Source organism: Corynebacterium sp. MSK032 (assembly GCF_030232065.1).
Lineage (GTDB): Bacteria > Actinomycetota > Actinomycetes > Mycobacteriales > Mycobacteriaceae > Corynebacterium > Corynebacterium jeikeium_D.
The window spans coordinates 70051-93572 of sequence record NZ_JASPJR010000008.1; the positions used below are offsets into that span (position 1 = coordinate 70051).

Consider the following 23522-nt stretch of genomic DNA (forward strand, 5'->3'; position numbering starts at 1 on the left):
CACGCAAGCCGAGGTGCTTTTTTGGGTTAAAGTCCGCCGTTACCAGGCATGGCTGCATTTTTGAGACAAGCCCCGTACGTTAGACTTTTATCCGTTAAAAACTGCCACGAGAATCGTTTATCGCGGTGCGATTGCAGTGCGATGAAAGTGCGATTGCAGTGCGATGGGAAGAAGGAAACCGTATGGCGGTGAGCACCACAGCCACCAAGACCTCCGACGCGAAGAGCTCCTCTAGCTCGTCGTCGGTGGCGAAGCATCCCTTCCGCATTCGACGCGTACCAGGCATTGATGGGCTGCGCGGTCTGGCTGTTGCCACAGTGGTGATCTACCACTACTTCGATAATGTGCTGCCCGGTGGCTACATCGGTGTGGATATCTTCTTCGTGCTCTCCGGATTTCTTATCACCTCGCTTCTGGTGCGCGAACGCGCGGTCACTGGGCGCATCGATCTAAAGGACTTCTGGCTTCGTCGGCTGCGCCGCATCGCCCCGGCTGCGATGTTCGTGTTGTTTATTTCCATCGCCGTCGCAGGTCTGGTCGGCGGGGATCCCGCTGTTGGCTTGTCGACGCAGTTTCTCGGCACGGTCTTTTTCGTCAATAACTGGACGCAGATTGCGGGCTCTCAGTCCTATTTCGCGGATTCCGGAGTGCAGCTGTTAGCGCACTACTGGTCACTGTCGGTGGAGGAGCAGTTCTACTTGCTCTGGCCATTGATCTTTGTGGCTCTTCTCGCCTTGAAGCTGGCATCTCGCAAGCTGGCAGCAGTGGCGGGCATTGGGGCGGTTGCCTCTTTCGTGTGGATGGTCTCGCTCTATGATCCGAAGGTCGACCCCACGCGGGTCTACTACGGCACCGATACTCACGCCTTTGGACTCCTGTTTGGCGCGGCCCTCGCATTGTGGTTGACGTCGACGTCGTCACGCGCGGAAGCGGACTCCTGGCCACGCACAGAACCCCTGCTGCGGGACTTCTTTGGCAGTTCCGCCCAGGCTTTCGTAGTGGCCTCGCTGCCGCTGATCTTCCTTTCGTTGGTTTTGCTGATGATGTCGGATACCGCGTCGGCGACTTACCGCGGTGGGTTGGTGTTCGCCTCGTTGCTGTCGGCGGCGATTCTCTATCTTGTCGTTCGCGGTGTCTCACCCGTGCGTCAGATTTTTGAGTTCAAGCCACTGTGCTGGCTGGGAAAGATTTCTTTCTCGCTGTACCTGTGGCACTGGCCGGTCATCGTGCTCATCCGCGAACTGTTGGAGCGCAGTGAGGCCATGCAGTATGAGAACCTCGCTGCCTGCGCAGGTATTGCGCTATCGCTGCTTTTGGCGAACTGGTCATACAAGAATGTGGAATCGCCAATTCGCCGGATGGGTTACCGCCGTTGGATGGCGCAGTTTTCGGGCACGCAGTTTGCCGGTTCCTGGAAGCCGCGCGTTGCAGCAGGGCTGGCGCTGGTCGTCGTGGTTGGTGCAGTTGTGGGAATGGCTACGGCGCCGAAGATGACGCGTTTGGAGGCACAGCTACAGGAGGCAGCTGAGCGCCGTGCGCAGGCTCAGAAGGCGGAGGAAGCCGAGTTGGCCAAGCGCGTTATGCCGCGTGGTGACCAGATCACCGCTATCGGCGACTCTGTGATGCTCGCCTCGGCGTCCGCGTTGGAAGAGAAGCTGCCCGGTATCTATATCGATGCGGCTGTTTCCCGTGGTTATCCGGCCGCCCCGGAGATCATCGCGAGTATGAAGGCGGCGGGTACGCTCGATCCATTCGTCGTGCTGGGTCTTGGTATCAATCAGTCGGCTGCGGCATCGGACGAACACCTGTTGGATGAGATCCTCGATTCGCTGGGTGAAGACCGCATCATTGTCCTAATCAACCCGTACGGTGATCGTGTGTGGATGCCGCAGTCGGAGAGGGAAGTCCTCGACGCGGCAAAGAAGCGCGACAATGTCTATGTGGCTGACTGGTGCCATGGTGTGCGTGATGATTTGTCCAAGCTGCGCGCGGACCTTATCCACCCGACCCCCGATGGCGCCGAGGTCTATGCCAATGCCGTGGTCGATGCTTTCCAGCAGTATGCGAAGAACAAGAAACGCATTCCGGACACCTGCGGAATCTAATAAAAATCTAGTTAGTAGTGTTTCCACGGTAAAGTAAGTGGCTGTGGCCAAACAAAAGTCTTCCTCCAGTCACCGTGGATTAAAGATTTTCCTCGGCATCGTCCTCGGTATCTTCGCGCTCTTCGGTGTGTTTTACGCTGTCGATTACGTGCTGAACAAGGACCATGTCCCGCGCGGGTCTACCGTTGCGGGTATTGACATCAGCACGCTGAGCGCGAATCACGCTGAGGCGAAGCTCGAAGAGCAGCTCGGTGATCTTTCCACTCATCCAGTGGCGTTTCGTGCCGGCGAACGCACGGCGGAGGTTCTGCCCGAGGAGGCGGGGCTGAGCATCGACTGGGAGAAGACGGTCGCGCAGGCGGGTAAGCAGACGGCGAACCCAGTTACCTGGGTGCGCAGTTTCTTTACTACCCGTGAGCTGGATTTGGTCAGCGATATCGATAGCTCTAAGTTCGAGCCGCAGGTCGACCGTCTCGTCGGCGAACTGACTATTGCTCCCGTCGATGGTGAGGTCAAGCTTGTCGACGGCCGCGTGGAAACAACTCCACCGGTCATCGGCCAAGATGTCGACCGCAATGCGGTCAGCGGGGATTTGGCCGCCAAGTGGTTGTCGCCGGAGGGTATCGATGTAGAGACCACCGCGCACGACCCGGCTATCGGTGAGGATCAGGTCCGTGAGGCAGCTGAGGGAGAGGCCGCCGATGCGGTGTCGGGCCCCATTGTTGCCAAGGGCCGTGATGGCAAAGATGGTGTAATTCCTCCGGAGCGCATGGCTGAAATCATCAGCTTTGTGCCGCGCGACGGTGGATTGGCCGCCGATATTAATGTCGACCGCGCACGCGAGATCCTCGAGGAGGGGCTGGCTGCTTCCGAGGTTGATAAGCGCAATGCGTCGATACGCTTCAGCGGTGGTTCGCGTGAAGTGGTCCCCTCGGTTGATGGCGTAGCCGTGAAGTGGGATGAAACTATGAAGGACTTCGCCGAGCGTGTGACTTCGACGGATAAGCGCGAGTTCGATGCGGTCTACGAGGACAAGCCCGCCACCTACACCACCGAACAAGCGGAAAGTGCCACCTTCGATGATGTCATTGGTGAGTTCACCACCGGTGGCTTCAGCTCGGCATCGGGAACAAACATTGCCCTGGTGTCGCAGATGGTCAACGGCGCATTCGTGGCGCCGGGCGATACATTCAGCCTGAACGGCTACACGGGTCCGCGCGGTACTGCGCAGGGTTTTGTCGAGTCGGGCATCATCCTCAACGGCCATGCGGATAAGGCTGTCGGCGGTGGCATTAGCCAGTTCGCTACCACTTTGTACAATGCTTCGTACTTTGCGGGCATGGAGGATGTCGCGCACACTCCGCACAGTTACTACATTTCGCGTTACCCGGCCGGCCGTGAGGCGACGGTGTACGAGGGCGCAATCGACCTAGCGTTTAAGAACAGTTCCGACACTCCGATTCTCATCGAGGCCGTTACTACTGGCTCCGACGTCACTGTGCGCATCAAGGGTGTGAAGAAGGTCAACGTTGAGTCCATCAATGGTGGACGTTGGGCATACACGCAACCACAGCGTATGCAGGTCAGTGGCAGCTCTTGCCAGCCGTCGTCGGGTGCGCAGGGCTTCACCACTTCCGATACACGCGTCATTCGGGACCTCTCGGGCGCGGAAATATCGCGTGAAACTCAGACTACGGTTTATGACCCGCAGCCAATTGTGTCCTGTGGCTAGTCTGGATTCGCCTGCGCGACCGGCTAAAGTAATACAGCATTGACAATGCAATAGTCCGCGATACCAAAACTCATAAAACCCCCAAGGAGTGGTCTAGCAACAATGGCACGTCTTTTCGGAACTGATGGCGTCCGCGGTTTGGCGAATAAGACTCTGACCGCACCGCTGGCAATGCGGCTGGGTGCTGCTGCGGCCACTGTGCTGACTAGCGGCACGAATCCGTCGGGGCGTCGTCCCCTGGCCATCGTTGGCCGCGATCCGCGTGTCTCCGGTGAGATGCTCGCCGCAGCGCTGTCTGCCGGCATGGCTTCCCAGGGCGTCGACGTTTTGCGTGTCGGCGTGCTGCCCACTCCGGCTGTCGCTTTCCTCACCGACGACTACGGTGCCGACATGGGTGTGATGATTTCGGCTTCTCACAACCCCATGCCGGACAACGGCATCAAGTTCTTCGCCGCGGGCGGCACCAAGCTTGACGACGCGGTGGAGAAGGAAATCGAACACGCTCTCCACAACCTGCCGGAGACCGGCCCCACGGGCACCGGAGTGGGGCGTGTCATCGAGGAGGCCCCAGACGGGCTCGACCGCTACCTGTTCCACCTCTCCCGTGCGGTCAGCACCAAGCTCGACGGCATTCGTGTCGTGGTGGATTGTGCAAATGGTGCTGCTTCGCAGGCCGCCCCCATGGCGTACGCGGCCGCCGGTGCCGACGTCGTCGCTATTCACGACAAGCCGAACTCCTACAACATCAACGACAACTGCGGTTCCACCCACATTGAGGTTTTGCGCGCGGCAGTGCTGGAGCACGGCGCGGATCTGGGGCTGGCTCACGATGGCGATGCCGACCGCTGCCTGGCTGTGGACTCGCAGGGCAACATCGTCGATGGTGACCAAATCATGGCCATCCTGGCCGTCGCCATGAAGGAAGAGGGGCTACTGCACCACAACACGCTGGTGGCCACTGTGATGAGTAACCTCGGCCTCAAGCTGGCGATGGAGGAAAACGATATCGCCCTGCGTACCACCAAGGTCGGCGACCGCTATGTGCTGGCTGATTTGAACGCTGGCGGTTACTCGCTCGGCGGTGAGCAGTCGGGGCACGTGGTCATTCCGGATCACGCCACCACTGGTGACGGCACCCTCACCGGTCTGTACCTCATGGCGCGGATGGCACGCACCGGTAAGTCTCTGGCTGAGCTGGCCTCCGTAATGAAGGTACTGCCGCAGACCCTTATCAACGTGCCGGTGTCCAACAAGGCCGCAATTCTGGAGTCTGATGAGGTCAAGGCCGCCATCGATGCAGCCGAGGAGAAGCTGGGTTCCACCGGTCGCGTGCTGTTGCGCCCGTCCGGCACCGAGGAGCTCTTCCGCGTCATGGTGGAGGCCGCCGATGCGGAATCGGCCCGCAAGATTGCCGGGGAGTTAGCTGCGGTTGTGGCCGCAGTCTAGAGTCAGGAGTGTGGAAATGAATGACGCGCCAGAGGACATTAAAGCCCGCTTTGCCCCGGGTGAAGCCGACATCCAGGTAGAGGTGGTCGATCGTGACGGTCGGGTTCTCGGTACCGTCGGCAAGCTTGAAGCACACGTTCCGCCGGGAATTTTGCACCGTGCTTTTTCTCTTTTCCTCTTCGATGAGCAGGGACGCATGCTGCTGCAGCGCCGTGCGGAGTCGAAGTATCACTCACCACTGCTACTGACGAATGCGACCTGCTCGCACCCACTGCCGGGGGAGCCGGTGGCCGATGCCGTTGAGCGTCGTGCGAAGGAAGAGCTCGGTGCGGATGTCTCCCAGTTGGAGGAAATCGGCATTGTTATCTACCAGGTCATCGATGATCGTTCGGGATTGGCGGAGCACGAGTACAACCACGTGTACGCCGGCATCGTCGATCCGAAGTCGGTGGATATCAACCCCGATGAGGTCGATGAAGTGGTGTACGTGACTCCGCAGGAACTCGCAGAACGTCGCGCGAACGAACCGATGACGGAGTGGTTTAACCACGTCTGGGGTGTTGGGGCGGAGAAGTTCTCCAAGTACGGTTTCGACATTGCGGGTGTGCCGGGTATCCATGGCCCAGCGGAGGCGCAGGCTGCCGCGCAGTCGGTTTCGGAAAAGGATGTGTAGCTTCGTGACCAGCGTAGAAAACGCCAGCGTCGACGACTTTGGCCTCGACAAGTCCGAGGAATTGGAGACCGGGGAGTTCTATGCCCTGGCCAATGAACAGGGTGCCGCATTCGGTGAAGGCCATGCCAAGTCGATTTTGTTGGGTGAGCACTCTGTCGTCTACGGCAAGCCGGCTATCGCACTGCCGGTGACGTCGCTGCGCACGATGGCGTGGATTGACCGCGTGGAGGATTCTCCCGTCCTGTTTTCCATGGACGGCGAGGTCATCGACATCGACGAGCTGCCGGAGCGCTTTGCCTCCATCGCCGCTGCACTCCGCGCTGGCCTGCGCACCTTCGGTATTCCCGAACGCGACCTGCTGGTTCGTCTCCGCTCCGGTATCCCACCCGCTGCAGGGCTGGGTGGTTCTGCCGCAGTGGCACATGCGCTTATCGACGCAGTGCGTGACCTCGCCGATGGCACTCTGACCGAGCGTCAGCGCTTTGACCTGGTGCAGGAAGCTGAGCGTCTGGCGCACGGTAACCCCTCTGGCCTGGATGCCACGGTTGCCCGCGCATCGCGTCCGGTTTACTTCAAGCAGGGTGAGTTCCATCCGCTGAAGGTGGCCAAGAAGATGTGGCTAGTGCTGGGGGATACCGGTGTGCGTGGTTCGACGTCGCTGGCCGTTGCCCGCGTGCGTGGTTTCGTCGATTCCCACCGAGTCCACGGCCAAGAGTTGCTGGACCACTTGGGGCAGCTGGCCGATGGCGCGGTGCACAACCTGGCCAAGGGCGATTTTGCCCGTCTGGGACATCGCATGGACTCGGCGCAGGAAGCGCTAGAGGAACTAGGTGTTGGGCATGAGTCCATCACCGATCTCGTCACTGCCGCCCGACTGGCAGGTGCCCACGGGGCAAAGCTCACTGGTGCCGGTTGCGGTGGCTGTGTGATGGCGCTGGCAGAGTCCGCCGATCACGCGGAACTGATTAGCCATGCCATGATGGGCGCCAATGCCGTTGCTACTTGGACTGTGGAGGTAAATCCCTCGTGACCACGACCGCTACCGCCGTCGCTCATCCCAACATCGCCCTGATTAAATACTGGGGCAAGCGCGATGAGGCCGTGCAGCTACCGGCCACAGGTTCGCTGTCCCTTACTCTGGGCATCGCTCCGACGACGACCACGGTGTCGCTTATCGACGATCCCAGCGTCACCGCCGACTCGGGCACTCTGAACGGCCAGGAGATGGTGGGCAAGGACCTCTCCCGTGTCCAGAAGTTTTTGGATTTGGTCCGCGAGCGTGCGGGCAGCACTAGCTTCGCAGAGGTGACCAGCACCAACGAGATTCCGACGGGTGCGGGTCTGGCTTCGTCCGCGTCGGGTTTTGGCGCTCTCGCGCTGGCCGCGGCGAAGGCCTACGGCCTGGACTACACCCCGGAACAGCTCTCGGCTCTGGCCCGTCGCGGTTCGGGCTCGGCCTGTCGCTCTATTTTCGGCGGCCTCGTTGAGTGGCTGCCCGGCGATGACGATGCTTCCAGCCACGCAGTGGCTCTGCCGGATTCCGGCCTGGACCTCTCCCTGGTCGTGGCGGTTTTGGCCCCGGGGCGCAAGAAGATTGACAGCCGTGCCGCCATGCGTCGCACGGTCGAGACATCACCGTTCTTCCCGGCCTGGGTGGAGCAGGTGCCCCGCGATATCGAGGACATGAAGGCCGCCATCGCCGCTGCGGACTTCACGGCGGTCGGCGAGCTTGCCGAGGCCAACGCCATGCGCATGCACGCCACTATGCTGGGGGCTCTTCCTCCGGTGCGGTACTGGAATCCGGATTCGGTGGCGGCTCTCGATCTCGTCGCTACGCTGCGTGACGAGGGCACCGAGTGCTACGCCACCATGGATGCCGGGCCGAACGTGAAGGTGCTGTGCCGCAGCGGCGATGCCGAGACCATCGCGGATCGTTTCCGCGCAGAGTTCGAGGATATTGACGTGCTGGTTTCCGGCTCCGGCCCCGGCGCTTACCTGGTGTAGCTGGGGGAGTAGTTGAGCAACGCTAAAGGCGGACCTATCGAAGGCGAGTCCATCGGCCGTGGCTGCGGCAAGCTGTACCTCACTGGTGAGTATGCGGTGATGGATGTCGAGGGGCTGGCCGTCATCGCAGGAGTCGACCGCTATGTGACAGTTCGGTGCCGCGATGCCGAACCATCGCAGCCGGTCTCTCGCGTGTACTCCAGCTATTACGGCCCGCAGGGGCGCGTCATTGATATCGATGCACCAGATGACATCGCTACCCATACGATTTCCCTGGTCTATCGCATTGCTGCGGGCGAGTTGGAAAACACCCCAGAGCGCCCCATAAATATCGTCATTGAATCAGACCTCGATGACGCCGACAGTGGTGCGAAGTATGGCCTGGGATCCTCCGGGGCTGTCGCTGTGGCTGTAACTCGTGCGCTGGGGACGCACCTGGGTCTGGAGCTGGATTCACTGGACGTGTACAAGATTGCGATGGTGGCCACGCTTCTGGCTGGTGCAGCTGGTTCCGGCGGCGATATCGCGTGCTCCGCGCACGGCGGGGTGGTGCTCTATCGCCGGCCGAATCCGACGGCGCTCGCAGAGCTCGTGGCGGCTGATCCTGTCGCTGCCGTGGCGGCACCGTGGCCGAATCTTCGCATTGACGCCCGCACCGACCTCGGTGGGCTACAACTGTTGGTCGGCTGGACGGGCAGTCCGGTGAAGACGGACTCGCAGTTGAAGAAGGCCGGTGGCGCAGACCGTGATTTTGTGCGCGGGGTCTCGTCGATAAGCGAAAGACTCTGGCAGGCGCTTGCCGACGGCGACCACACGGCGGCGTTTGCCTGCCTGCGTGAGAATCGGACGCTGCTGCAGGACTATGAGCGTGAGCGTGCTGTGTGCATCGAGACGGAGAAACTGAAAGCGCTCGCCGACATCGCCGATGGCGCGGGGGCCGCGGGCAAGAGCAGTGGCTCCGGTGGTGGTGACTGTGGAATCGCGCTGGTGGGAGTCTCAAAAGATGCCGATGCCGAGGAGACTGCCGCGGACATCACCGCGCGCTGGCAAGCCGCTGGCATCCAGCCGTTGCCGCTGAAGCTGGCCGCTCAACTTTGACCACAGTTTTTTGACCGTAGAATTTAAGACAGCTGAAATTTACAGAAGCTGGGAACCGAAGCTGCATGCAGCTAGAAAGGGTCGCATAGGACAATGGCTGAAAAGAGCTCGCACGACCTGGAATATGCACACGTACCGCTGAGCTGGATTGGTCCGGTGCGCATTAGTGGCAACGTCATGAATGACGAGGTGAAGATTCCGCTGGCGACTTACGAGACCCCGCTGTGGCCGTCGTGTGGTCGCGGTGCGAAGGTCTCCCGCATGATCGAAGGTGGCATTACCTGCACTTTCGTCGGTGAGAAGATGACCCGATCGGTGATTTTCACTCTCGACTCGGCAGCGGATGCCGTCATTGCGCGCGACAACATCCTGTCTCGTTATGACGAGCTGAAGAAGGTCGTGGAGTCCTCCTCGCGTTTTGCCAAGCTGGTAGATATTCACTTCCAGATCGCATCGCGTCTTCTCTTTGTCCGCTTTGACTTCTTCTCCGGTGATGCCTCGGGCCACAACATGGCCACGCTGGCGTCTGAGCGTTTGATGTCCTACCTGATGGAGCAGATGCCAGAGTTGGGCTATGGCTCCATCTCGGGCAACTACTGCACCGATAAGAAGACCTCCGCAGTCAATGGCATTCTGGGCCGCGGTAAGTACGTAATCGCCGAGGCCGTCATTCCGGAGCCGGTTGTCCGCGAGCGTCTGCGCACAACTGCCAAGCGCCTGGCTGAGCTCAACGAACGCAAGAACCTCGTCGGCTCCATCATGGCCGGTTCGCTGCGCAGCGGTAATGCGCACTACGCCAATATGCTGCTGGGCTTTTACCTCGCTACCGGTCAGGACGCTGCGAATATCGTCGAAGGCTCGCAGGGACTGACGCAGGTAGAGGCGCTTGACGACGGCTCCGTGCGCTTTAGCTGCACCCTGCCACATTTGATCGTCGGTTCCGTGGGCAACGGCAAGGGCTTGGACTTCGTGGAGAAGAATCTCACAGCGCTGGGCTGCAAGGAGGACCGTGAGCCGGGCGAGAATGCCCGTCGTCTAGCAGCGTGCTGCGCGGCAATCGTCTGGTGTGGTGAGCTTTCCCTGCTCGCGGCACAGACGAACCCGGGTGAGCTGATGGAGGCGCACGTTTCTATCGAGCGTGCGAAGTAGTGCTTTGCAACAATTCGCAAAACCTAAGACAAATCTCAGGTAAACGCGCTAGATTTCTGTAGTAGGCAATTAACATTTTGTGGGCAAAATCTCCCGTGGTCTGATGACTGCTCTGATGACATGGGGGATGTTTCGTTGCCCGTTATTTCTTAAAAATCTGTAGAGGTAGTGAAGGCACGGTTTTGATGACAACAAGCAATGTGACCCCGATCGGTATTGATGACATCGCCTTTGCGACGGGTTCGTACTGCATTGACCTCGCCGATATTGCGCCCCGACTCGGAGCGGAACCGGCAAAGTACCACAAGGGCCTGGGGCAGGAACGCTCCAGCGTGGTTGCCTCTGATGAAGATCCGGTGACGATGGCCGCGGCCGCGGTGAAGAAGATCGTTGACCGCCACGGTATCGACGGCGTGCGCACCATCATGTTCGCCACTGAGACCGGTATCGACCAGTCGAAGGCCGCTGCTGTCTATGTCCACGAGCTGGTCGGTCTTGACCCGCACGCGCGATCTGTCGAGCTGAAGCAGGCTTGCTACTCCGGTACCGCGGCGCTGCAGTTCGCGTGCGCTTTGGTGGCCCGCAATCCGGAGGAGAAGGTCATCGTTGTCGCCTCCGACATTGCCCGCTATGACCTGGACTCCGCTGCGGAGCCGACCCAGGGCGCAGGTGCTGTAGCCATGCTGGTGACCGCTAATCCGCGCATCCTGGCTATCGATGCCGCTTCGGGCGTCTTCACCCGCGAAGTTATGGACTTCTGGCGTCCGAACCACCGCAGCCAGGCGTTGGTGGAGGGCAAGCTCTCTATTAGTGCTTACATCGACGCTGTTCAGGGTGCTTACGAGGACTACCGTGCCCGCGGCGGCGTGGACTTCAGCGAGATTGACTACTTCAGCTACCACCAGCCGTTTACCAAGATGGCCTACAAGGCGCACCGGCAGCTTTCGGCCAATAACGGTGTGGAGCTCACCGCGGAGGACGAGGCCCGCCAGCTCGGCCCAACCACTGAGTACAACCGCATCATCGGTAACTCCTACACAGCATCGGCCTACTTCGGCCTGCTCTCGCTGTTGGACACCGAGAAGGACCTGGCTGGTAAGAAGGTCGCTGTTGTCTCCTACGGTTCCGGCTCGGTTGCTGAGTTCCTCACCGGCAATGTGGTCGAGGGCTACGAGTCCCAGCTGCGCGCCGCAGATAATGCTCGTGAACTGGATGAACGCGTAAAGCTCGATGATCCGACCTACTACCGCCACGCTCAGGTGACTCATGAAGATCCGGGTGAGTACTCAAACCTGGGAGACGACGCACTGATTGGCGCCGGTCCATTCAGCTTCACCGGTGTTGAGGGGTGTAAGCGCATCTACCGCGCTCGTTAGCCCCCGGGGGCACCCGCGCTAGTACTTAGACGGAACCGAATCCTCTTTTTTCGCGCCTAACAGTAATAAGAACTGTTTTTCGCGGGGAAGGGGATTTTTCGTGTCCGCACGTTTTACTGGAGGCAGTGGCGGAGGCTTGCTGCACTTTTCGGAAGATGCAGTGACAGCGGCTGCCCGAGAGATCGAGCAGCGCGGCCGTGAAGGCCATGAGCGGTGGGGAAGCGCTCCCGATATTTCCGCGGCAGACTGTGGCCAGGGTTTTGCCGCCCAGGGGCGTCGTCTGCAGCAGGCGGCAGCGAGGCTGCGTGAGCACGGGCAATCGATGTACGCGGGACTTGGCAATCATGCTCCGGCAGTGCGGGAACAGTGGCGTGTCTTTGCAGGCTGTGACAGCGACGGGAGTGCCGACCTCGGTGGAATTGAGGTAGTGGACTGATGCCATGGGTTGCTCGAATTCTTCCGATATTGATGCGTGTTATTGGCCGTGGAAGCCGTATTGGAGCCAAGCGCGGGGTTGGCGGCATCGGCAAGAATCTGCCCAAAGTCTTGGATAAGGTGCGACGCGCTGACGGCTGGAAGGGCAGCGCCCTATCCAAGTTCTCTAACTCCGTGGGGTTGATAGCCTCCGCGATAACTATTGCTATGGCTTTCGATTGGGGCGATTTGAAAGGCGATGCCGCCGACGCCGCCAAGGAACGCTGTGATAAAGCCGCGCAGGACTGTGCGAATCAGGATGAGCAGTCCGCCAATGGTGCGCAGAGCGTCGGCGAGTGCGGCAAGAAAGTCGACGAGGTCCTTGAGGATTGCGAAAAGCAGGCCGAAGATATGGCCGAGCAAACCGACGGCGTCCTCTCTCAGTGCGAAGCGCTTGTCGACGATCCGGAGGTCGGCGCCGAAGCAGCACAAGTGGCCCAGCAGGTGTGTAACAGTCTCGTCGACTCCACTGGTCAGCTCTACGATGCTCGCAATGCCTGCATCGAGCAGTGTCTTGAGCAGGCAGCGTGTGACACTGAGGCCGCGGTGGTCTCCACCCCGCCGCAGCCTCCTACTGTCCCTGCCAATTCGGGTGCTACCTCGGCGGCCTGTGCAGAGGTAGCTGAGTCTGTGAGTGGCGAAGGAGCTACTGTAACCGGTGGCAACGGTGCTATCGCTGGTGGAATTGGGGTCGTTGCCAACGTTGATATTGGGATAGAGGCAGGCGTTGCTGCTGGGATATCCCTTGGAGGTGCCATTGGCGCTGCCGGGGCGGCCAGTATCGCTGGAATTGCGGGGGCTGTGGGTGTTGCGGGCAGTGTCGCGTCCTCACTGCTCAACTTGGACATGTGCACGGAGACGGAAGAGTCAGTGTGCGAACAGGCGCCTGCGCCAGCGCCAGCACCAGCTCCTGCGCCGGAGGACTGTGTGCCGGAACCCGAACCAGAACCCAAGCCCGAACCTGAACCCAAGCCCGAACCTGAACCCGAGCCCGAACCTGAAAATGTTCCTGAACCGCCTCCTCCAGCTGAGAAACTAAAGCACTTGGGAATCGAGCTGCCACAGGAGACGCAAGCAGAACAGCGAGCGGAACCGCAGCCAGAACCACAAGCAGAGCCGCAGCCAGCACCAGCCCAGGATTCGGCAGCATCAGTGCAGGAATCTGCTTCAGCTGTGCCCGAGCCCCCTGAGCAGCCCAACGCCCAGGAGCTTGTGGGCGCGGTCAATTCGCCAACGGCAGGTGAGTGGTAATGGGGAGTAAGCATGCCGCGAAATATGACCGGATTGGGCAGGCCTATTACGACGCTGCTGCAATGACTAGGCAGGAGTTCGATACGGCGATACAGAGGGCACAGAAAGAATTGCAGGGTTTGGAGGAGCGTCGTAAAGCACGCGAAGTTAAGGAGAGGGAGGTGGCGGCGGGCGTCGAAAAGCAACAAAAAACCGCCCGACCGAAGGGAACCGTTACGCGGTTGTTCGGGCGGGCGGGGAAAGGGACGCCGACGGTGAAGTCGATTCGGGGCGTGTCCTGAAGCGTGGCCTAGTGACTACTTGCCGGGAATCAGCGAGTGCTCCGGGTTTTCCGGCAGCTCCTTGATGAGCCACTCCATGTCGCGGTTAGTTGTGCCCTTGATAGTGGCGGTCGGGTCTGCGAAATCCGAGTACTTCTTGTCGTCACCGACCGTGGCCAGCAGGAAGCCTGTGAGTGCGGCGCGCGCGACCTCCTGGTACTTCACCTTGGAGGAAGAGAAGCCCGCTAGACGACGGAGAAGAGTTGTCTCCGAGAAGCTGCCCTGGTCAGCCTTGTCTACTTCGCGGTAAACGACATCGCCCTTCCACTGAACAGCCAGGCGAGCCGGGTTACCGCGATCGAGCCACTGATCCTCGCCAGGGGCCAGGACGAGGCCCGGAGCCGAGACATTAGTTGCAGCGGCGCTGGAGGAAGGCGCGGTAGTTGCGGGGAAGACGCAGCCAACGCCGGAGATGAGGTCGTGACCAGCGGCGGCGAGGACGGCTACGCCAGCGCCCATGCCGTGGCCGGCAACGCCGAGTTTCTTCGGGTGGACGACGACCTTGCCCTCTCCGAGGCGGACACCAGCGAGAATCTGGAGCGCTGTCTCCAAATCGTTGGCGAGACCACGGTGATCTGCCACGATGCCATTTTCGGTGTCCGGCGCAGCGACCGCGATGCCCCACGAAGCTAGGTGACGCAGCGTGGCGTGGTACTCCTCAATCGGTGTGCGCCAATCGTGTGCGAAGGCGATACCGGGGATGCCATTGCCCTCGGCAGGCGTGTAGACCTTTCCCGGCAGGCCAGTAAAAGCGAGATCACCGACCATGACGCGGTGCGGTCCACGCTTGGAAAGATTAGATGTCAGAGTCTTCAAGTTGTCAGCCACAGTGAATAGCTTAACTATAAGGTGCATACCTTTGCTGAAAAAGTGCCAGGATGAGCGAGAATGTCTATTTCGTTATGACGATTTTCCGCTTCGCGGGTTATTCTGTAGGACATGTGTGGAATCGTTGGATATGTGGGCCATCAGCCCGCCCTGGATATTGCTGTCGATGCGCTACGACGCATGGAATACCGTGGCTATGACTCCGCGGGGGTTGCCATTGTCGACGATCAGGGGCATATCACTGTAGAGAAGAAGGCCGGTAAACTCGCCAACCTCGAGGCTGCCCTTGATGCGGATGGGCGCGACAAAATCACTGGAACCACCGGAATTGGGCACACCCGCTGGGCTACCCACGGTCGCCCAATTGATGAGAATGCCCACCCACACCAGTCCTATGACGGCAAGGTGGCTATCGTCCACAACGGCATTATCGAGAACTTTGCTCCGCTACGTCAGGAGCTGGAGGATGCCGGCATTGAGCTGAAGTCCGAAACCGACTCCGAGGTCGCCGCGCACATGCTCGCCCGTGCCCTGGACGGTTCCGACGGCGGATCTACCGCTGGTGATTTCGAGGCCTCTGCGCTGTCCGTGCTCAACCGCCTCGAGGGTGCTTTCACGCTGCTGTTTACTCATGCAGACCACCCGGATCGCATCATCGCTGCTCGTCGCTCCACTCCGCTGATTGTCGGGGTGGGCGAAAACGAAATGTTCCTCGGCTCCGATGTTGCGGCTTTCATCGCGCACACCCGCGAGGCCGTGGAGCTGGGGCAGGACAACGTCGTCATCATCACCGCAGATGACTACCGCATTCTGGATTTCGCCGGCAACGAGCAGCAGGGTCGACCATTCACCATCGACTGGGATCTCGCCGCAGCCGAAAAGGGTGGCTATGACTCCTTCATGATGAAGGAAATCCACGAGCAGGCTGCCGCCGTCCGCGATACGTTGGCCGGTCACCTCGTTGACGGCCGCATCGTTCTCGACGAGTCCCGCCTGAGTGACCAAGATCTGCGTGACATCGAGAAGGTCTTCGTCGTCGCCTGTGGTACCGCATACCACTCCGGTTTGTTGGCCAAGTACGCCATTGAGCACTGGGTTCGTATCCCGGTCGAGATTGAGGTCGCTTCCGAGTTCCGCTACCGCGATCCGGTGCTGGACCGCCAGACGCTGGTGGTCGCTATTTCGCAGTCGGGTGAGACTGCGGACACCCTTGAGGCCGTGCGACACGCAAAGAGCCAGGGCGCCCGCGTGCTGGCTGTCTGTAACACCAACGGTGCACAGATTCCGCGTGAGTCTGACGCCGTGCTCTACACGCACGCCGGCCCGGAGATCGGTGTTGCTGCAACCAAGTCGTTCCTGGCGCAGGTTGCCGCAAACTACTTGGTCGGATTGGCTCTGGCCCAGGCACGCGGCACTAAGTACCCGGATGAGGTCACTCGCGAGTTTGAAGAGCTGGAGACCATCCCGGCACTGATTGACAAGGTCGTCGCTAAGGGCGATGAGTTCATCGACATGGCCAAGGAAATCGGTGCTATTCCGACGATGCTCTTCCTCGGCCGACACGTTGGTTTCCCAGTCGCACTTGAGGGTGCGCTGAAGCTCAAGGAGCTTGCCTACATTCACGCAGAGGGGTTCCCGGCAGGCGAGCTCAAGCATGGCCCAATTGCACTCATCGAGGATGATCTTCCGGTCGTCGTCGTAGTGCCATCGCCGAAGGGGCGCGCCGTGCTGCACTCCAAGATTGTCTCCAACATCCAGGAAATTCGAGCCCGAGGTGCCAAGACCATCGTGATTGCCGAAGAAGGGGATCAGTCGGTGGTTCCTTTTGCGAACTACCTGATTGAGATCCCGGAGACCTCCACGCTGCTCCAGCCGCTGTTGTCTACGATTCCAATGCAGTTCCTGGCAGCTGAGATTGCTCGCCAGTGCGGTAACGAGGACATCGATAAGCCGCGCAACCTGGCTAAGTCAGTCACCGTCGAGTAGTTCGTCCTGCTTTCGTCGGTACTGCTCAATCTCCGCATCGAGTTCTTCATCCGTGAGGGACTCGATGCGTTTTGCTTCTTCCTCGGATAGGTCCCAGACCTCATCGGATACATGGCAAAATGACAACATCCAATCGAGGTTGCGTTTCTGAATCGTCTTCATCTTCCGTGTCACACGCTGATGAAAAGTTTGCTTGCCGACGTTCTTTAGCGGCCCAACCGGAACGCTAGTCGCGGTGTCCCCATTACGGGAAGTCCACACTTCTGTTCCGTCGGGGTATCTGTCGATATCCCAGCCCTCGTGCGTTTTTAGATTGTGGTGTCGGCGGCAGAGACAGTGCAGATTCTCCGTGTCAGTCGGCCCGCCCTGCTTGGGATTGTCGTGGTTGTACGGCTGAATATGGTCCAGGTCGCACTTGGCTGCCGGGACGTCGCAGCCGGGGAAGCGGCAGGTACCGTCACGCCCACGGACGCGAGCCACCTGGCTCTCGGTGGGGCGGTAACCATCCACCTTGCTGTCGGCGGAGATACGGATGTGAGTTGCGCGGGCAAGCCATTCTTCGGTGGCTACCTCGCTCAACCAGCCGACGCCATCAATCCATGCTGGCCCACCGCCGACCTCGCGGTAGACATTGATGACAATCTCGGCATTGGTCGATTTCTGTGCCAGCTGTAGTAGCGCTTCCGCCTGCGTGCACTGTTCACCACGATTGATTGCTGTGTTGCGAATCCCCTGGATTCTTGCCATGAGCTCGGTCGCGCGGTCGTTTTCAAGGATTGCTGTGACCTTTTTGTGCTTGCCATCGCCCGTGTCGGCGAGTGCGACCGCTTCGCCTTCTGGCACCCGTTGGGTGCCGTCGTTGCGGGCGCAGTCGTTGTACTCAGAAACCAAGTCGCCGATTAGACGAGACAGCGTGTAGACACCAACCATTGCTTGTCGAGGTCGCGTCGGAGTGAGCATTTCCAAAAGATGGGGCTCTACCGTGTCGAACTGATCTGGTGACAGCCCGGCAACGCCATTGGCGATGGCGCGGAGATGGGCTAACGAGAAACAGAAGGTGGATTCGATGAGAGCCCGGACCTTTGGTAGGCGTTCGAACATCAGCGCAATTTCGCACAGCGTAGAGCACTTGCCTCGGCTAAGGCCGGTTCGAATGCTTATACGGGCAAGATGGTGATTGACATCGACCTCGTCACCGGGAGCGCAGATATCGATGAGTTGAAGGTCTGCGGCGTTGATGGCACGGGCCGCGATGCTAATGGGATCGTCGGATTGCTGGTTGGCCCATGAGGGCTTTTGACCTGGTGCTGGAAGTTCTGTGGGCGGCGATGACATTGGTTATCCCCCTGATTACTACGTGTCCGCCGGAGAATTGAAGATTGAGTTCTGTGTTGGAGAGAAGCGTGGTGGAGGCTGTTTCAACCAGTCCCGCCGACTTCTGTGCACCAGACAAAGAACTTTCGCTTACAAATTTTCCCTACAACCCAAATCGTACACCTGTTTGAAAAACTGTCAATAGAATTCTGGAAATACGTTCTAAAATTCTGTGCTGAATTAGATCCGGTCCCTCCGTCCGGACCCCCTCCGTCCGAGCCTCCTCGGCAGGGCGCCGTACAAAGGCAGGACTCGCTGTCGCGGATGATGCGGGACATCACCAGCTTCAGCGCCATCCAGTTCCTCCAAGAACTCGTGAATGCGTTCGAGCGTATTGGGGGAGTAGAGCAGTGCGAGGTGATCAGACCAGTCGCCACCGCCAGTGGCATTGTTGACGTTCGTAATGTGGTGCCCCTCTTGTTCGGGCAAAAAGGCGCCGGTCCACGGGCGAACCACGGTGTCAAAAGGAGTGCCGATATTCAGGTAGTGCGGACCACGTCGGGTAATGCCACGCGCTGCGCGGTTCAGAGTCGCGATGTAGTCAGAGTCCAGCAGCTGTTGAATGCAGGCACGGCCGACAAGGCGGTCGACGAGCTTGTGTATCGGTAGGCCGCATCGCTCAAGGGCACTGAGCCTTCGGCGCATGCCCCACGCAGTAGTGCCGCGATGGTTTCCCGCAAGCGAGATTACTGCCCGCACGGGGCTGTTGTCGGAGGCGTACTGCTCGGCTGCTTCTTCGTTGAGGCCACGGTTCAGAGCTTCGTCGTAAAGCGAATCGATGCTCGCGTTGGCGTAGCTGCGGCAGTGTAGACCGCCCTGGGAATGACCGATGAGGTCGATGCGGGGTAGGGAGAGGTGGGCACGGAAGCGGTCGAGAAGGTCGGTGACTTCAGCGAGCGCATCGCTCAAATCGGTGGTGGCTTTGACGCTACGGAGACGGCTGACCAGCGCGGCGGGGTCGGAGCCGTAATCGAGTGAGAATACGGGGCGATTCCGGGCGAGGAACGGCCCCAACATGGCGAAGGAGTTGAACGAGTTCATCCAGGTGCCGTGAACCAGGACAATTGGTGTGCGACCGTTGTATCTGTCCAGTTCAGGAGTGACTTTGCCGTCGAGGATTTCGCGAACGTCCTGCACGCCGTGGGGGATCCATTCGGGATGATGCAACGAGCGCAGGTATGCCTGCGGAAAGGCGCGCAGTAGAGGGCCGAAAACTCGCGTGCTCGGGGAGTAGTCATCCATAGGGGCTAATCGTAGGCTGGGGTTATGACGTACTGCTACACAGCTGCCGAAATTCGCGCCGCGGAACAGCCCTATCTGGACGCACAAACGCGTGACGACGAACTCATGCGCCACGCAGCCGCCGCTGTGTCGGAGGTGGCGGAGCGGATGCTCTCAGAGGCATCTCCGGAGCCTGGTCGCGGTCGTGTGCTGCTGTTGGTTGGATCGGGAGGCAATGGTGGCGATGCACTCTATGCTGGCCGAAACTTGTCCTCGGATGGGCATGGCGTGGATGCGGTTTTGCTGGGCTCGAAGCCACACGAGCGGGCACTGGAAGCTTTTGAGCTCGCAGGCGGGCGGGTGCTGCCGTTGGGGTGTGACCGGGAGACGGATTTATCGAAGATTCTGTGGTCGATTAGTGAAGACTACGCACTGATCATCGACGGCATCGTGGGGCTCGGAGGTCACGGCGCGCTGCGTGAAGAGGCCGCGTGGTTGGTGCGCGAAGCGCGGTTGGGCAAAGTTCCCATTCTCGCGGTTGATGTGCCGAGCGGCGTAGAAGCCGATACTGGGCGTACTTTTGACCCGCCTGCCCAGACCATCAATCCAGACCCTGATTTGGAGGAGAGACAGAACCCGTACCTGCCATCCCACGTCGAGGCCACGACAACGGTGACTTTCGGCGGTCTGCGCTACGCGCACTCGCTGTCCGAATCCTGTGGCACCGTCGAATTACATGAAATTTCCCTCGACTCCTTCTCCCTCGAACTTCCAGGACTGGGGCAGACGCTCTATGAAAACGGTACCTACAATGCCGTCCACCACCAGACTCCGACCGTGGAGTTCTACGAAGCCCTAGGCGGGAGCTTTCCGGCACCACTTGGCGCGATGACCCCGCTCGAACCCGGTGCTGCAGACCACAAGTACTCCACTGGAGTTACAGGAATCGCCGCCGGTAGCGAGGCGTATCCCGGCGCAGGTCAGCTGTGCGCCACCGCTGCCGTGCATGCGACCAGTCCCGCGGTCATCTATGTCGGCGACGCGGCCGCACGCAACCGCATCACCGCAGCCTTGCCGACGGTCATTGCGCAGCAGGACTCGGTGGATCGCAAAGAGGTACGCGTCGATGCCTGGGTCGTCGGTCCCGGTCGGGGCACTGATGAGAAAGCCGCCGAGGAACTGCGAGACATTCTGGCCACTGACAAACCAGTGGTCATCGACGCTGACGCACTGACACTGCTGTCGAAGCATGAGGACATCCGACAGCTCGTTCGTGAGCGCGGCCAGGAGCGCAACCTGCGCACTGTTCTCACGCCGCACGCCGGTGAATTCGAGCGCCTGACCGGGCACGAGGTCACTAACCCCATCGCAGATGCGCGTGAACTTGCCGAGCAGTTCTCCTCCGAAGTGTTGCTCAAGGGACGCCGCACTGTGATGGTCAATCCGACAACGCAGCGCACAGTCGTGGTTGACGCGGGTAGCTCCTGGGCAGCCACGCCGGGCTCTGGCGATGTACTGTCCGGGCTCCTCGGCGCCTGGGTAGCGCGTGGCGAAGCCCTCTATCTACCAGCAATTATTCATGCGCGCGCCGCATTTTTGGCCGCGCAGACAGAGTTCGGACCAGCACCCTGCAGCGCCCAGGACATCGCCGAATCCATCCGAGATGCCACCGCATGGTTCACCAACGAAGGCAGCAGTGGCAAAATACGGCTATGACTTCCTCGGCACCAGCCATCCTGACCCATACCGTTAATCTCGACGCAATCACCCACAATGTGAAGACCGTCAAGGCCATCGCAGGGGTGTCGGAATTCATGGCCGTCGTCAAGGCGGACGGCTACTCGCAGGGTGCGCTGCAGACCGCGCAGGCCGCGCTGGCCGGCGGGGCAACACAACTCGGTGTCGCAACAATCGACGAGGCGCTCTCCCTCCGCGAGGAACTCCGCGCCACGCTTGACGACGGCCACACCATCCCCATCCTCGCCTGGATCTGGGACGCAGCAGCCACCTCGTTGGTGCAGCGCGCTGTGGCTGCAGATATTGACCTCGGTCTGCCGTCGATGGCTCATGCGCTGGCCGTGGCCAATGCCGGGCGGGCGCTGTCGGTGACACCACGTGTGACGGTGATGGTCGATACGGGTTTGGGCCGCTCGGGATTCTCTATGGCCAATGGGGACTTTGAGCATGCGGTCGCTCAGCTGGTTGAGCTGCACAAGACCGGTGCTCTGAATATCACCGGTGCTTTCACGCACTTTGCGTGCGCGGATGAGCCGGGCAACGAGAGCGTCGATAAGCAGGCGCAGAATTTCCGTGCTGCGATTGCGGCACTGCGTGAGGCGGGGCTGGACGAGCTGATCAACCATGCGGCGAATTCACCGGCATCGTTGTCGCGTCCTGACCTGGCCTTCGACATGGTGCGCCCAGGGCTGGCGATTTATGGTGGCGAGCCAATTGTGGGTGCCACCCATGGATTGCGTCCGGCGATGCGGTGGGAGGCGTCGGTCATTTTGGTCAAGAAGCTGCCGGCGGGGCAGTCGGTGTCCTACGGGCAGACGTGGACAGCTGACCGCGATACCACCGTCGGCATCGTGCCCTGTGGCTATGCCGACGGCATGATGCGCTCGGCCTCCGGGCATTTCGAGGTCAGCATCAATGGCACACGCTATCCGCAGGTAGGGCGCGTGTGTATGGATCAATTCGTCGTCGACCTGGGACCCGACACCGATGTCGAGGCCGGCGACACTGCGGTTATCGTCGGTGATCGCACGCTGGGGGAGCCCGGTCTCGATGACCTCGCGGAGGCATCCGGCACCATTAACTATGAAATCCTCACCGCGCCGAAGGGACGCAGCGAGCGAAAGTGGGTGCGCAGCCGGCTCGTGCCAACCGCAGAGGACATGCGTGACCTCGGCGAGGAGATTGGCCGGGAGTTGGCAGCTGGGGATCTGGTGATTCTCGATGGCCCACTCGGCGCGGGCAAAACGACCCTCACGCAGGGCATCGCCCGTGGCATGAACGTGCGCGGTCGCGTGACGTCGCCGACGTTCACCATCGCCCGCGAGCACCGTCCGCTTGCAACCGACGGCGTCACCCTCATCCACGTCGACGCCTATAGACTCTTCGGCGAAGAGGGCCCCGGCTCCGATGGCGAGGCCTTCGATGCGCTGGACTCGCTCGATCTGGATACCGACCTTGAGGACAGCGTCGTGGTCGCCGAGTGGGGAATGGGGCTCGCCGAGGTGCTCTCCGAGCGCTATCTGCAGGTGAGCATCGATCGTTCGCGTGACGACGATGCCCGCGTCGTCACCTGGAAGTGGAGCAAGTAGCTTCAAGTCGGTTCAAGTAGGTTACTGAGTATGAACATTTTGGCCGTTGACACATCGACTCCACAGGTCACCGCGGGAATTGTCCGCGATGGTGAAACCGTGGCCGAGCAGCTGCACCTGGATGCCCGCGCGCACAACGAGGTGCTGGTACCACTGATTCAGCAGTGCCTCGCCGACAGTGGCGTGGCCGCGACCGAACTAGACGCCGTGGTTGTCGGCTGTGGTCCGGGGCCGTTTACGGGCTTGCGCGTTGGTATGGCCACCGCAGCCTCCTTCGCCGACGCTCTGGGAATTCCCTGCTACGGCATCTGCAGCCTGGATGTGCTCGCGGGTGGCGTTGGCGATGAACTGGTCGTCACCGATGCCCGCCGCCGCGAGGTGTACTTCGCCGCCTACCGCGATGGCCAGCGGGTTTTCGGTCCGGCAGTGGCCAAGCCAGCCGACGTCATGGAGCTGCTCAAGGAAGAACTTGTAGCAGAAGTCGACGATTTCGCGCCGAGCCAGGCCCGCGGCAGCCTCAGCCACATCGAGCAAATTGCCGGGCTTAAGGTTGCTGCCGAACAGGTCTTTCCCACTCCGACAGCCATGGTTGAAGCGGTCGACTTTGACTCCGCGCCGGGCCCACTGGTGCCGCTGTACTTGCGCCGTCCGGATGCCGTTGTCCCGAAGGCTATGAGATGAGCGTCGTCAAGCTAGTGCGTCTCGGGCCTCCTGCGGCCAAGGCGTGTGCGGCGATTGAGGCGGAGCTATTTGCCGGCGACGATCCCTGGTCGGAATCGGCCTTTATGGCCGAGCTGGCCGCGCCGAACAATTTCTACGTCGGGCTGATTGCAGATGTAGACGAGGACGAAGAACTGTGCGGCTATGCGGGGATTACCAAGCTGGGGCCTGCGGGTGCCGCCGAGTACGAGATTCACACCATCGGGGTGGGGAAGAAGTGGCAGCGCCGGGGCTTTGGGACGCAGCTGATGGACGCGCTGATGGCAGCTGTGGCGGAGGATTCGGGCCCGGTGTTTTTGGAAGTTCGCACAGATAACGAACCCGCAATCGCCATGTATCGGCGCTATGGCTTCGAAAATATGGGGCTGCGAAAGAACTATTATCCGGGCTCTGGGGCGGATGCGTACACGATGTGTCGGCCTGAGTTGGCCAGCTAGAT

At 60.5% G+C, this 23522-nt stretch carries 20 protein-coding genes; 17 read left to right on the forward strand and 3 right to left on the reverse strand.

The window, feature by feature from the left end:
• Window positions 1-182: 182 nt before the first annotated feature.
• The 12 genes from QP995_RS06070 (at window position 183) to QP995_RS06125 (ending at window position 13589) form a co-directional block, all read left to right on the forward strand.
• A complete protein-coding gene (locus tag QP995_RS06070; RefSeq protein ID WP_069359405.1) occupies window positions 183-2105 on the forward strand; it encodes an acyltransferase family protein in 1923 nt (640 codons plus the stop codon).
• A gap of 43 nt (window positions 2106-2148) precedes the next feature.
• On the forward strand, window positions 2149-3837 hold the full coding sequence (locus tag QP995_RS06075; protein WP_070438199.1) for a VanW family protein: 1689 nt from the start codon (window positions 2149-2151) through the stop codon (window positions 3835-3837).
• A gap of 102 nt (window positions 3838-3939) precedes the next feature.
• Window positions 3940-5283, forward strand: coding sequence for a phosphoglucosamine mutase (glmM, locus tag QP995_RS06080; RefSeq protein WP_016422094.1), 1344 nt, complete (start codon window positions 3940-3942; stop codon window positions 5281-5283).
• 16 nt (window positions 5284-5299) lie between these two features.
• Window positions 5300-5956, forward strand: coding sequence for an isopentenyl-diphosphate Delta-isomerase (gene idi, locus QP995_RS06085; RefSeq protein WP_016422095.1), 657 nt, complete (start codon window positions 5300-5302; stop codon window positions 5954-5956).
• A 4-nt stretch (window positions 5957-5960) separates the two neighbouring features.
• Window positions 5961-6986: a mevalonate kinase gene (mvk, locus tag QP995_RS06090; protein ID WP_101687816.1), complete on the forward strand. Its 1026-nt coding sequence runs from the start codon at window positions 5961-5963 to the stop codon at window positions 6984-6986.
• Window positions 6983-7960, forward strand: a complete 978-nt coding sequence (gene mvaD, locus QP995_RS06095; protein WP_048731502.1) for a diphosphomevalonate decarboxylase — start codon at window positions 6983-6985, stop codon at window positions 7958-7960. The genes mvk and mvaD overlap by 4 nt, the downstream gene beginning before the upstream one ends.
• A gap of 12 nt (window positions 7961-7972) precedes the next feature.
• On the forward strand, window positions 7973-9058 hold the full coding sequence (locus QP995_RS06100; protein ID WP_284853018.1) for a phosphomevalonate kinase: 1086 nt from the start codon (window positions 7973-7975) through the stop codon (window positions 9056-9058).
• A 93-nt stretch (window positions 9059-9151) separates the two neighbouring features.
• Window positions 9152-10207: a hydroxymethylglutaryl-coenzyme A reductase family protein gene (locus QP995_RS06105; RefSeq protein WP_016422099.1), complete on the forward strand. Its 1056-nt coding sequence runs from the start codon at window positions 9152-9154 to the stop codon at window positions 10205-10207.
• 185 nt (window positions 10208-10392) lie between these two features.
• Window positions 10393-11583 (forward strand): hydroxymethylglutaryl-CoA synthase, encoded by a 1191-nt coding sequence (locus QP995_RS06110; protein WP_284853019.1) that lies wholly within the window; start codon window positions 10393-10395, stop codon window positions 11581-11583.
• 100 nt (window positions 11584-11683) lie between these two features.
• Window positions 11684-12019, forward strand: a complete 336-nt coding sequence (locus QP995_RS06115; protein ID WP_016422101.1) for a hypothetical protein — start codon at window positions 11684-11686, stop codon at window positions 12017-12019.
• 32 nt (window positions 12020-12051) lie between these two features.
• Window positions 12052-13308 (forward strand): procyclic acidic repetitive family protein, encoded by a 1257-nt coding sequence (locus QP995_RS06120; RefSeq protein WP_224784287.1) that lies wholly within the window; start codon window positions 12052-12054, stop codon window positions 13306-13308.
• The gene (locus tag QP995_RS06125; RefSeq protein ID WP_048731509.1) at window positions 13308-13589 is read left to right on the forward strand and encodes a hypothetical protein; all 282 of its coding nucleotides are present in this window, start codon (window positions 13308-13310) and stop codon (window positions 13587-13589) included. The genes QP995_RS06120 and QP995_RS06125 overlap by 1 nt, the downstream gene beginning before the upstream one ends.
• Window positions 13590-13604: 15 nt before the next feature.
• Here QP995_RS06125 and QP995_RS06130 read toward each other — a convergent pair whose 3' ends face one another.
• Window positions 13605-14456 (reverse strand): dienelactone hydrolase family protein, encoded by an 852-nt coding sequence (locus QP995_RS06130; protein WP_049169967.1) that lies wholly within the window; start codon window positions 14454-14456, stop codon window positions 13605-13607.
• 111 nt (window positions 14457-14567) lie between these two features.
• On the opposite strand from QP995_RS06130, the gene glmS reads away from it, so the two are divergent.
• Complete coding sequence (gene glmS / locus QP995_RS06135) at window positions 14568-16442, forward strand: glutamine--fructose-6-phosphate transaminase (isomerizing) (protein ID WP_049190374.1); 1875 nt, start codon at window positions 14568-14570, stop codon at window positions 16440-16442.
• Here glmS and QP995_RS06140 read toward each other — a convergent pair.
• A complete protein-coding gene (locus tag QP995_RS06140; RefSeq protein WP_284853020.1) occupies window positions 16425-17777 on the reverse strand; it encodes an HNH endonuclease signature motif containing protein in 1353 nt (450 codons plus the stop codon). The two genes, glmS and QP995_RS06140, sit on opposite strands and share 18 nt — an antisense overlap.
• 219 nt (window positions 17778-17996) lie before the next feature.
• Window positions 17997-19058: an esterase/lipase family protein gene (locus QP995_RS06145; protein ID WP_284853021.1), complete on the reverse strand. Its 1062-nt coding sequence runs from the start codon at window positions 19056-19058 to the stop codon at window positions 17997-17999.
• Between the two features lie 24 nt (window positions 19059-19082).
• Between QP995_RS06145 and QP995_RS06150 the strand changes: the two genes are divergently transcribed.
• Genes QP995_RS06150 through rimI form a run of 4 tightly spaced genes read left to right on the forward strand, consistent with a single transcriptional unit; the run spans window position 19083 to window position 23520 of the window.
• Window positions 19083-20753 (forward strand): NAD(P)H-hydrate dehydratase, encoded by a 1671-nt coding sequence (locus QP995_RS06150; RefSeq protein WP_284853022.1) that lies wholly within the window; start codon window positions 19083-19085, stop codon window positions 20751-20753.
• Complete coding sequence (gene alr, locus QP995_RS06155) at window positions 20750-22363, forward strand: alanine racemase (RefSeq protein ID WP_284853023.1); 1614 nt, start codon at window positions 20750-20752, stop codon at window positions 22361-22363. The genes QP995_RS06150 and alr overlap by 4 nt, the downstream gene beginning before the upstream one ends.
• Window positions 22364-22393: 30 nt before the next feature.
• Complete coding sequence (gene tsaB, locus QP995_RS06160) at window positions 22394-23044, forward strand: tRNA (adenosine(37)-N6)-threonylcarbamoyltransferase complex dimerization subunit type 1 TsaB (protein ID WP_284853024.1); 651 nt, start codon at window positions 22394-22396, stop codon at window positions 23042-23044.
• Entirely contained in the window at window positions 23041-23520 is a 480-nt protein-coding gene (rimI, locus tag QP995_RS06165) for a ribosomal protein S18-alanine N-acetyltransferase (RefSeq protein ID WP_016422111.1), read from the forward strand. Before tsaB ends, rimI begins: the two co-directional genes overlap by 4 nt.
• Window positions 23521-23522: the final 2 nt, after the last annotated feature.

What these genes read in the sequence shown, in the direction of transcription:
- QP995_RS06150 (WP_284853022.1), top strand. Translation starts at nt 19,083, where the DNA reads ATGACGTACTGCTACACAGCTGCCGAAATTCGCGCCGCGGAACAGCCC.
- QP995_RS06070 (WP_069359405.1), top strand. Translation starts at nt 183, where the DNA reads ATGGCGGTGAGCACCACAGCCACCAAGACCTCCGACGCGAAGAGCTCC.
- idi (WP_016422095.1), top strand. Translation starts at nt 5,300, where the DNA reads ATGAATGACGCGCCAGAGGACATTAAAGCCCGCTTTGCCCCGGGTGAA.
- QP995_RS06110 (WP_284853019.1), top strand. Translation starts at nt 10,393, where the DNA reads ATGACAACAAGCAATGTGACCCCGATCGGTATTGATGACATCGCCTTT.
- QP995_RS06105 (WP_016422099.1), top strand. Translation starts at nt 9,152, where the DNA reads ATGGCTGAAAAGAGCTCGCACGACCTGGAATATGCACACGTACCGCTG.
- QP995_RS06145 (WP_284853021.1), bottom strand. Translation starts at nt 19,058, where the DNA reads ATGGATGACTACTCCCCGAGCACGCGAGTTTTCGGCCCTCTACTGCGC.
- QP995_RS06120 (WP_224784287.1), top strand. Translation starts at nt 12,052, where the DNA reads ATGCGTGTTATTGGCCGTGGAAGCCGTATTGGAGCCAAGCGCGGGGTT.
- glmM (WP_016422094.1), top strand. Translation starts at nt 3,940, where the DNA reads ATGGCACGTCTTTTCGGAACTGATGGCGTCCGCGGTTTGGCGAATAAG.
- rimI (WP_016422111.1), top strand. Translation starts at nt 23,041, where the DNA reads ATGAGCGTCGTCAAGCTAGTGCGTCTCGGGCCTCCTGCGGCCAAGGCG.
- alr (WP_284853023.1), top strand. Translation starts at nt 20,750, where the DNA reads ATGACTTCCTCGGCACCAGCCATCCTGACCCATACCGTTAATCTCGAC.
- QP995_RS06125 (WP_048731509.1), top strand. Translation starts at nt 13,308, where the DNA reads ATGGGGAGTAAGCATGCCGCGAAATATGACCGGATTGGGCAGGCCTAT.
- tsaB (WP_284853024.1), top strand. Translation starts at nt 22,394, where the DNA reads ATGAACATTTTGGCCGTTGACACATCGACTCCACAGGTCACCGCGGGA.
- glmS (WP_049190374.1), top strand. Translation starts at nt 14,568, where the DNA reads ATGTGTGGAATCGTTGGATATGTGGGCCATCAGCCCGCCCTGGATATT.
- QP995_RS06140 (WP_284853020.1), bottom strand. Translation starts at nt 17,777, where the DNA reads ATGTCATCGCCGCCCACAGAACTTCCAGCACCAGGTCAAAAGCCCTCA.